Raw genomic sequence first — 6,382 nt, forward strand, 5'->3', positions numbered from 1 at the left:
GCGCTATCGAGAGCGCGCTCGCGAGCGGCTTCGCTACCGCCGAGCTACACCACCTGTGGGGACGCGACCGTTCCGAGAATTACCCGCCCCCGGATTCCGAAATGATGCCGCACCCTTGGAGGGGTGGATGGGCGCGGTGCTCTGCTGGTGAAATGTTCCTTCTTATGGGTTGTCCAGGAGAAGGAATGAAATGCCTGCGGAGAGATTGGCGATGCGGCGTGTCCGCGAGATTTTGAGATATCGATTTGAAGAGGGCCTTGGCCACAAGGCGATCTCGTACAAGTCGGGGCTGCGCCCTCGACTGTGCGCGAAACGCTTCGCCGGGCGGACGCTGCCGAACTGGCCTGGCCGTTAGGGGACGAGATCACCGACCCGGTCCTGGAGGCTGCGCTCTACAAGGCAAACGGGACGAAGACGGGTATCGTCGCAGTGGAGCCGGACTAGGCTTGCGTGCATCGCGAGCTGAAGCGCAAGCATGTGACGCTGCAGATCCTGTGGGACGAATACATCGCTCGCGACCCGATGGTTACCGCTATAGCCCCTTTGTGATCTATACACGGGCTGGGCATCAAACCTGCCAGTAACGATGCGGCAGAACCATGTCGCCGGCGACAAGCTCTTCGTCGATTATGCCGGCGATACGGTGACGGTGATCGTCGACCGGCTGAGGGGCAAGACGCGCCAGGCGCATCTGTTCGTGGGCCGTATTGGGCGCTTCGAGCCTCTCCTATGCGGAAGGGCGCTGGAGTGAGACACTTCCGGACTTGCTGGGGTGTCACGTAAATGCACTGGAAGCGTTCGGCAGCGCGCCGGCTCTGTTGGTTCCCGACAATGCCAAGGTCGCCATCATCAAGGCCTGCCGCTACGACCCGCAGGTAAACCGCACCTATGCGGGCATGGCCGCCCATTATGGCAGTTCGGTGCTGCCGACCCGCCCGCGGCGACCACACAAGTGCTCTCAACTATGATGGCCGAGCAGGTCACCGATCGTCTTCGGCCGACAACCGAGCCGGTCCCGCGAAGCTGCGCGCCGTCACCCCCGGCTGCCTCTGTCGGCAGGCGCGACGCCGGTCCTTACTTTGCCGCAACCCGTATCCGTGCCGCTTCGGCGCACGCGACCCCTTGCAATCGCGGCCGCCGCGACGGCATCCCCATCGCCGACTGGGAGGTTTGCCTTCAGGTTGCCCATCCTGGTTATATCGGCTGGGAGGAGTCCATGGAGAACCAGAGGCGACTTGCCAACAACATCAACCGCTACGCAGCCGGCCATTCGGGCGTGCCGCGCAAGGGAGCGGCAGGGCATCGCTGTTTGTGGGCGGTGCGGGCGCCGGATGAGCCTGCGCTATAGCGGTCCTGCGGGCGACTATCCCGTCTACACGTGTCGCGCCGACCGCGATCAGGCGGGCGGGCCGCTATGCCAGGAAATGCGCGCGTTGCCCGTCGACGCGCATGTCGAAAGCATCCTGCTCGAGGCCTTGACGCCGGACAAGATCGACATCGCCATCGCGCGCTGGGCCAGATTGAAGCGGAGACGCGTCAGCTTGAGCGCCAGTGGGCGCTGCGGCGTGAACGGACGCGTTATGAGGGGGAAAGAGCACGGCGCCAATATGATGCGGTGGAGCCGGAGAACCGTCTGGTGGCGCGTTCGCTGGAGCGCCTCTGGGAAGAGAAGCTTCGCGCTGCCGAGGTGATCGAACAGGATTACGAACGGTAGCAGCAGGACGGGCCGCTGGTCTTGAACGAGCCGGATCGCGAGGCGCTGGGCGAAGATCTGCCCGGCATCTGGCACTCCCCTTCCACAACGGCGGCCGAGCGCAAGGGCATTCTGCGCCTCATCGTCTGCGAGGTCGTCCTCGACCAAAAGCGCTTCCAGGGCCAAGTCTGGTTCAAGATCCTATGGCAGACGGGAGCGACAAGCGAGCACTCCTTGCAAAGACGGGTCCACACCTATGGCGACTACGCCGATCTGGAGCGGCTACGGCGCCGCGTGATCGAACTCAACGCGGCAAGCAAAATGGACAAGGAGATCGCGGCGACCTTGAACACGGAAGGCTTTGTCGCAGCGCGCGGCTGCGCGTTCAAAGGTGAGAATGTCTGGCTTCTGCGGACACGTTGGGACATCCCCACCGTCAAGATCAACGGGACGAGCGCCAATCCCGACCGATGGCCAGATGGAACCTACTCTGTTCAAGGGGCGACGGCCGCCCTGGGCGTCACACCACAAACCGTCTTCGACTATCTCGCCCGCGGCTGGATCGAGGGACGCCAGCTCACGAAAGGGCAGCCGTGGCAAATCGGGCTCTCGACGACCGCATCACGGCATTGCGGGCACGAATCCAACGCACGAGATGATCAAAGAAGGAGGCATCATGACAACTTCGGCGATCCGACTTATGCCGACGCCATCCTGGATCGCCTCGTTCACATCGCTCATCGCATCGATCTGACGGGCGAAAGCCTGCGGCGAAAGCAGCCGCAAAAAGCTTGACACATGGCGGATACGAAATGACAACAATCAACGCCAGCAGAGCCCTAGGCTACCTCCGTAGTCGACTACTGCCAGCGATATTGTTCGGATCACCGATCTCGAGTGCCCCGGCCGATTCCGCCGCCAACAACCTCGTCAATGCCGCGTGAACAAGAAACGTCAGATGCGCTGGTCTCCCGCAGGGGCTCACCGCGTACTTCAGGTCCGAGCCGCTGTTGCCAATGGTCGATTGAAGCAAGCAAATTTTGCTCTTGCGGCTTGACCCCCAGCTTTTTGCCGCTCCCGTCATAAATTCCGGAGCGCTCTCATTCGTTCGCTGGAGCAGAGCGGCCGGAAGCCGGTGGCTTCGATCCGTGGATAGTGAGGTTCGGCGCTTTTGGCGAGCGGCCGCCTGGATCATAGGTTCACCGGAAGGCCGGTGCTCTTTCCCCGGCGGTCGATCGCCCGGCCCGATCCTATCAGGTGAGCGAATTGGTTGCCTGTTGATTCACAGAGCCATTCAGATCAGCGCACTCACCGCGCAGTTGCGGCGCCAGTTCCTTGACTGCGTCGTCGAATGCCTCAAGAACAACCTCGATATCGGCCTCTGTCATCGGCGACGAGATTAGGAAGCTCAGCCGTGAAACCAAGACTTTGCGCTTCAAGAGTGCCTCCTGGAGCGGTGCCACCTTGCTGAGTTGATGGTTCTGGTAATATTGGTACAGATCGCGCCAGTTGCGGATCTGAGCCGAACCGAAGACGAGCTTCGTCGATCCGATACAATACTGCTCGAGACGTGCATCGACACCATAAGTCTGCAGCACTGAATCCATGCCGTCGCTGAGCCGGTCCTGAAGCGACTGGAAGCGATCAAAGACTTCGCTGGTGAGCAGGCGCATGGTTGCCGCGCCAGCCGCCATGGTGAGTGGGTTCGCCGAGAAGGTCCCGCTGTGCAGCACACGCGGGCCCTCCCGGGAGATCTTGAAGACTGACATGACTTCATCAGAACCGCAGACAGCGCCGACCGGCAGACCACCGCCGATGAACTTGCCCAGAACGGTGATGTCAGGTGTGACACCGACGCGGCCCTGCGTACCGTTGAGACCGTTTCTGAAGGCGACGACTTCATCGAAGATCAGGAGAATGCCGAGACGTGTCGCCTCATCTCGCAACGCCTTCAGATATTCTACTTCCGGACGGCCATAGCCGACCTGCAGTTGCATCGGATCGACGATTACCGCCGCGAGCGCCTCCTTATGCTTGGCAAGGATCTTGCGGGAAGATTCGATGTCATTGCAGGGCAAGACGACGAGCTGAGGCAGCATGTAGCCCGGCGTGCCGGAATTGCGGGCGATTGTGGGAGGCTCGGTCGGATCACCCCATTGCGAAGGAGACGGCGTCGAGCTGGAGTCAATGTATTCATATTGGCCGTGATAACCGCCCTCGATCTTGGCGATTTTCGGCTTTCCGGCGATCGAGCGGGCCATTTTCAGGGCCAGCATAACAGCTTCGGTCCCGGAATTGGTGAAACGGATCTTATCTCCGGTCGGCAAGCGTTCGCAGATCAGGGCGGCCAGTTCGGTTTCCAGCGAGGTCGGCATGGTAGAGCATACAGCGCGACCGGCCTGCTCGGTAATCGCTTTAACGATTTCGGGGTGCGAATAGCCGTGGATCAGGGCGCCAAAGTTATTTGTAAAATCGATGCGTCCATTGCCATCGACGTCAAATGCCCAGCAGCCTTTGCCATAGGCGAGGTAATTCGGATGCGGTTCCAGCACTATGGGACGGGAGTATCCGTCGACTAGGTAATTTTTCGCATTTTCAAACAGTTCAGCGGACGATAGTTCCGCCGTGCTGGCTGCGCATTGTGCCGAATAGGACGCCATAATCTAGTTCCACCATCTTTCATCGCAAGGAGGGGCCGCCTCAACCCGCTTCCTTTGCCATTCTTGTTCCGCCAGACTAGGCGCAGGAAGTCACCGCAGTAAGCGAGCGCAGGTTACGATGAAACCCTAATAATTGTGCCTGATGAGGCCTTCCATGTTGCGGCACAATCGGACAACTCTGCTGCCGCTGCCTGCGCCTGGCTTGAGAATCACCGGAAGGCCAATCTCCTCGGCAGCGCTTTCCACCTCCGTCGCATTCGTCGCCAAGCGATAAGCAGGTATTGGAACGCCGGCTTCCTCGAGAAGCTGACGTTGAGTGAATTTGTCGCAGCATCGTTCAATCGATGTGGGGTTCGGTCCCGGCAGACTAAAATAGCAGCAGAGCTTGCCAACTGTCGCATAGAACGGATCCCCGGCGCACGTAATGCCAGCAATGTCATAGGTCGCACGTAGCCGAGAACATTCGCGGATCAGCGCATCGAGATTGTCTGTATCGACACGGATTGCCTCAATGCCTTCCGCCGCAAGATAGTCGTACCGAGCTGGATCAGCCGACAGGGTAATTGGATTAAGACCAAGACGCGGGGCCGCTCGGACGTATAGCGGACCATTATACCTTGAACCTTCAAGCAGGATGAGCGCTCTTCTTGCCATTGGCCGTTGACTCCAACGTTGCGTGCTGTGCGGTGGTCGGAGCGTAAACGGGCATAAGCTCTTTCAGCCGTGCCTGACGTCAGACCTTGTGGTGAACGTACCATTGTCAGCGATTTGCGGTCGCAAAGATTCTGCAAATTTATATGAAGGCTTTGTTGCAACCGGTTTGATTGCCGGCGCTGTGGCACCGAGCGTCTCGACGAATTTTCGGAGGGCGGTGAGGTTGGAGTGCACCCCTCGACTGAGACAAATAGATAGCGGACAGTTTCTGGATTGCAGGGACTGGAGATGGTTGGAAGAAAGCCGAGATTTAGCGAAGAAGAGAAACTCTCCATGCTCCTACGGATGCAAAGGGGGGAGAACGTCAGCCGGCTGGCGGATGAACTGGGTATTCACCGCCAGCGCTTATATCCTGGCGTGAACAGTTGCGGGTGTGTGGCAATCTAACGCCGAGCCGACAGGGGCGTCCAAAGAAGCGGCCTCCCGAGGCACCACCAGATCGGCAAGCCTTGGCGGCAGGTTTTGCACTGTCGGCTGACCAGCGTCGTGCCGATGGGCTAGACAAAAGCCCGTCGCCGCATTGTCGAGCCCGTCGCCGCATTGTCGAACTTGAACGCAAGATTGGGCAGCAACAGGTTGAACTTGATTTTTTTCAAGAAGCCTTGCGGCATGTCAGGGGGCAGTCAACAGCAGAAAGACGCACCTGGCGGTGCAGCGTCTTCGAAGTCATTCAAAAAATGACAGCCCATGTGCCGCAAGGCTCTCCAGGAATTGAACAGATGTGCCGTCTCGCCGGTGTCAGCAGGGCTGGATACTACCGGCACTGGCGACAGTCGGCGCCGCGTCAGGAAGAAACTGGTCTGCGAGATGTTATTCAAAGGCTGGCCTTGGCCAACCGGCACTATGGCTATCGCCGGATCGGCGCCCTTCTTGGCCGCGAGGGTTGGCAGGTAAACCACAAACGGGTGTTGCGGGTATGGGGGAGGATAATCTCTTATGTTTGCGCACTCGGCCATTTGTGCCGCGCACTACGGATTCCCGGCACAGCTGGCAGGTGGTGCCGAACCTTGCCAGAGGCATGGAACTGGCAGGCGTCAACCAGCTTCGGGTCGCCGACATCACGTATTTGCACCTTGCCCAGCAGTTCGCCTATCTGGCGGTTGTGCTCGATGCATTCAGTCGCAAGGTCATCGGATGGGCGCTCGAACTCCACTTGCGGGCCAGCCTTGCTGTCGATGCCCTAAAAATGGCGATCTCCGCACGTGTTCCGGTTCCCGGCAGTTTGATCCATCATTGGGACAGAGGATCGTGTCCCAGGGAGTGGTGTAGCTGACGGCTTGGTCGCCGCGCTCTCCGGCATGGGGCCGGGCTGATC

Annotated in this window: 5 protein-coding genes and 4 pseudogenes; 7 read left to right on the forward strand and 2 right to left on the reverse strand. The window is 59.7% G+C overall.

Features of this window, described 5'->3' with window-relative positions; translation table 11 throughout:
* Positions 1-211: 211 nt before the first annotated feature.
* The 5 genes and pseudogenes from istA to X735_RS1000000168480 form a co-directional block, all read left to right on the forward strand.
* A pseudogene (gene istA, locus X735_RS01000000166630) lies at positions 212-947 on the forward strand (IS21 family transposase); the annotation flags it as partial.
* 269 nt (positions 948-1,216) lie between these two features.
* Positions 1,217-1,348, forward strand: a complete 132-nt coding sequence (locus X735_RS1000000170370; RefSeq protein ID WP_280940298.1) for a hypothetical protein — start codon at positions 1,217-1,219, stop codon at positions 1,346-1,348.
* A complete protein-coding gene (locus X735_RS1000000169480) occupies positions 1,332-1,691 on the forward strand; it encodes a hypothetical protein (protein WP_023814456.1) in 360 nt (119 codons plus the stop codon). The genes X735_RS1000000170370 and X735_RS1000000169480 overlap by 17 nt, the downstream gene beginning before the upstream one ends.
* 677 nt (positions 1,692-2,368) lie before the next feature.
* Positions 2,369-2,488 (forward strand): annotated as a pseudogene (locus X735_RS1000000169170) (ATP-binding protein); the annotation flags it as partial.
* A 54-nt stretch (positions 2,489-2,542) separates the two neighbouring features.
* Positions 2,543-2,750, forward strand: a pseudogene (locus X735_RS1000000168480) (ISKra4 family transposase); the annotation flags it as partial.
* Between the two features lie 196 nt (positions 2,751-2,946).
* Here the strand turns inward: X735_RS1000000168480 and X735_RS135900 are convergent.
* Positions 2,947-4,353, reverse strand: coding sequence for an aminotransferase class III-fold pyridoxal phosphate-dependent enzyme (locus tag X735_RS135900; protein WP_081735031.1), 1,407 nt, complete (start codon positions 4,351-4,353; stop codon positions 2,947-2,949).
* 144 nt (positions 4,354-4,497) lie between these two features.
* Positions 4,498-5,007 (reverse strand): annotated as a pseudogene (locus X735_RS1000000168485) (hypothetical protein); the annotation flags it as partial.
* Positions 5,008-5,295: 288 nt separating this feature from the next.
* Between X735_RS1000000168485 and X735_RS1000000170475 the strand changes: the two are divergent.
* Positions 5,296-5,454, forward strand: coding sequence for a transposase (locus tag X735_RS1000000170475; RefSeq protein ID WP_348625613.1), 159 nt, complete (start codon positions 5,296-5,298; stop codon positions 5,452-5,454).
* Positions 5,455-6,085: 631 nt separating this feature from the next.
* Positions 6,086-6,340 carry a DDE-type integrase/transposase/recombinase gene (locus X735_RS1000000170180; RefSeq protein WP_245273327.1) on the forward strand — a complete coding sequence of 85 codons (255 nt, stop codon included), beginning with the start codon at positions 6,086-6,088 and terminating at the stop codon, positions 6,338-6,340.
* The last annotated feature ends 42 nt before the right edge of the window (positions 6,341-6,382 follow it).

Origin of the sequence: Mesorhizobium sp. L2C084A000 (assembly GCF_000502875.1) — a bacterium.
Classification (GTDB): domain Bacteria; phylum Pseudomonadota; class Alphaproteobacteria; order Rhizobiales; family Rhizobiaceae; genus Mesorhizobium.

What these genes read in the sequence shown, in the direction of transcription:
- X735_RS1000000170180 (WP_245273327.1), top strand. Translation starts at nt 6,086, where the DNA reads ATGGAACTGGCAGGCGTCAACCAGCTTCGGGTCGCCGACATCACGTAT.
- X735_RS135900 (WP_081735031.1), bottom strand. Translation starts at nt 4,353, where the DNA reads ATGGCGTCCTATTCGGCACAATGCGCAGCCAGCACGGCGGAACTATCG.
- X735_RS1000000170370 (WP_280940298.1), top strand. Translation starts at nt 1,217, where the DNA reads ATGGAGAACCAGAGGCGACTTGCCAACAACATCAACCGCTACGCAGCC.
- X735_RS1000000169480 (WP_023814456.1), top strand. Translation starts at nt 1,332, where the DNA reads ATGAGCCTGCGCTATAGCGGTCCTGCGGGCGACTATCCCGTCTACACG.
- X735_RS1000000170475 (WP_348625613.1), top strand. Translation starts at nt 5,296, where the DNA reads ATGGTTGGAAGAAAGCCGAGATTTAGCGAAGAAGAGAAACTCTCCATG.